This window comes from Streptomyces sp. NPDC054841 (genome assembly GCF_053611045.1).
The window spans coordinates 1-2,277 of the sequence record NZ_JBSGZO010000791.1 but is presented as its reverse complement, the minus strand read 5'-3'; the positions used below and the strand labels follow the sequence as shown (position 1 = coordinate 2,277).

The 2,277-nt window shown below is 72.7% G+C and carries 3 protein-coding genes; 1 reads left to right on the top strand and 2 read right to left on the bottom strand.

From position 1 onward, the window contains the following. The first annotated feature begins 50 nt into the window (after positions 1-50). Entirely contained in the window at positions 51-326 is a 276-nt protein-coding gene (locus ACWGI8_RS43250; protein WP_453668993.1) for a DUF6332 family protein, read from the top strand. On the opposite strand, the gene ACWGI8_RS43245 is transcribed toward ACWGI8_RS43250, so the two are convergent. Both ACWGI8_RS43245 and ACWGI8_RS43240 read right to left on the bottom strand, forming a co-directional pair. Then, entirely contained in the window at positions 287-952 is a 666-nt protein-coding gene (locus ACWGI8_RS43245) for a response regulator (protein ID WP_453668991.1), read from the bottom strand. The genes ACWGI8_RS43250 and ACWGI8_RS43245 overlap by 40 nt on opposite strands. Beyond that, complete coding sequence (locus tag ACWGI8_RS43240; RefSeq protein WP_453668995.1) at positions 949-2,250, bottom strand: sensor histidine kinase; 1,302 nt, start codon at positions 2,248-2,250, stop codon at positions 949-951. The genes ACWGI8_RS43245 and ACWGI8_RS43240 overlap by 4 nt, the downstream gene beginning before the upstream one ends. Positions 2,251-2,277: the final 27 nt, after the last annotated feature.

Here is a 2,277-nt window from a genome sequence, read left to right as displayed (position 1 = left end):
GTGCGGGCGGCGGGTTGCCCGCGCACCGCCGCCCTGTGACACTCCCACCCATGGGGGAACGTACACAGGCGGAACGGGACGCGATCACCGTGGAGACCGGCTACGCACTGCTGAGCGCGGCCTTCGCGGCCGCGGTGGTCTTCGGCGTGATCGCCGGACCGAAACTGATGTTCACCATGCCGTACGCCGTCGAGCGGGGACTGCTCCTCGCGGGCGCGGTCGCGGCGGCCCTGGTCTTCCCGGTGCGGGTCGTGACCGTGCTGCGGCGCTTCGCGCGTACCTCCGCTCAGCCGAGCCAGCCGGGGCGGACCAGACCCGACTCGTAGGCGAGCACCACCAGTTGGGCCCGGTCCCGGGCTCCGAGCTTCACCATCGTCCGGCTGACATGCGTCTTGGCCGTGAGCGGGCTGACCACGAGCCGGCGGGCGATCTCCTCGTTGGACAGGCCGATGCCGACCAGAGCCATCACCTCCCGTTCCCGCTCGGTGAGTCCGGCGAGTCCCTCGGCCTCGGCAGGCCCCTTGGAGCGGGCGGCGAACTCGACGATGAGCCGGCGCGTCACCCCCGGCGACAGCAGCGCGTCGCCCTCCACCACCGCCCGTACCGCGCGCAGCAGTTCCTCCGGCTCGGTGTCCTTCACCAGGAACCCGGAGGCTCCGGCCCGGATCGCCTCGAAGACGTACTCGTCCAGCTCGAAGGTGGTCAGCATGACGACCTTCACGCCGTCCAGCGACTCGTCATCGGTGATCCGCCGGGTGGCGGCGAGCCCGTCGAGCCGGGGCATACGGATGTCCATCAGGACCACGTCGGGCTTCAGTTCGCCGACCCGGAGCAGCGCCTCCTCGCCGTCCGCGGCCTCCCCCACGACCTCGATGTCCGGCTGGGCGTCGAGCAACGCCCGGAAGCCGGCCCGCACCAGCGACTGGTCGTCGGCGAGCAGTACCCGGATCACGGTGTCTCCCTCGGCTCGATGGGCAGGTCGGCGTGCACACGGAAACCGCCGTCCGGGCGCGCGCCCGCCTCGATCGTGCCACCGAGCGCGGCGGCCCGTTCCCGCATCCCGATGAGTCCACGGCCACTGCCGCCCTGATCGTCGCCGGTGGCGGGCCCGTCGTCGTCGATCCGCAGATCGAGCCGGTCGCGCGCGTAACCGATCCTGACCCGTGCCGTACGGGACCCCGAGTGCCGCACCACATTGGTCAACGCCTCCTGCACGATGCGGAAGGCGGCGAGATCGGCGCCGGGCGGGAGCGGGGTCCTGGTGCCCTCGGTGGTGACCTCCACGGTGAGTCCGGCTCGTGCGGCCTGCTCGACGAGTTCGGGGAGCCGGTCGAGTCCGGGCGCGGGGGCGCGGGGCGCGTCACCCGGATCAAGGGGAGCTGCGCGCAGCGCATCGCTGGAAGGGCGGTGGCGGGAGACGGGTGGGCGGAGGGTGTCCAGTACCTGCCGTACCTCGCCGAGCGCCTCCTTGCTGGCCGCCTTGATGGTGGTGAGGGCGGTACGGGCCTGTTCGGGGTCGGAGTCCAGCAACGCGAGGCCCACTCCGGCCTGCACATTGATGACGGAGATGGAGTGGGCGAGCACGTCGTGGAGTTCGCGGGCGATACGGAGCCGCTCCTCGTCCGCGCGGCGCCGCTCCGCCGCCGCGCGTTCGGCGCGCTCGCGGACCCACTGCTCTTTGCGTACCCGGGCCAGCTCGGCAAGGGCGAGGACGGCGACGACCACGGCGGCGCTGACCAGTTCCTCGCCCCAGGGCGCCGGTCCGTCGCCGCGCGGTGGGAGATACGGGTGGAGCCAGTGGCCGATGAGGAGATGGCCGACCCAGAACAGGCCGACGGCCACCCATGCCGCGTGCCGGTGCCCGGCGACGACGGCCGAGAACACTCCGACGGCGACGGGGAGCAGGACCGGCCCGTACGGATATCCCGCGCCGAGGTAGACCAGCGCGGTCGCCGCTGCCCCGAAGAGCGCGACGACCGGGTGCTTGCGGCGCATCAGCAGAAAGGCGGGCCCGGCGAGCAGCAGCACCCGCGCGAACGCGTCGAGCGGCTCCCGGTCCTGGCTCTTCGCCGCGAACCCACTGCCGATCATCACGAAGACGGCGAGCATCAGGGTGGAGCGCCAGGGCACCCGGTGCTCCGCCCACCGGTCCGGGCCGTACCGCCACCACGGCGGACCGCTGTGCCCCCACGGCGGTCCGCCGTGCAGCCAAGGCGGACCGCCGTAGGGTCGGGTGCGCTGCTCGTCCATACCGGTCACGCTAGACCTGGCCGGTCC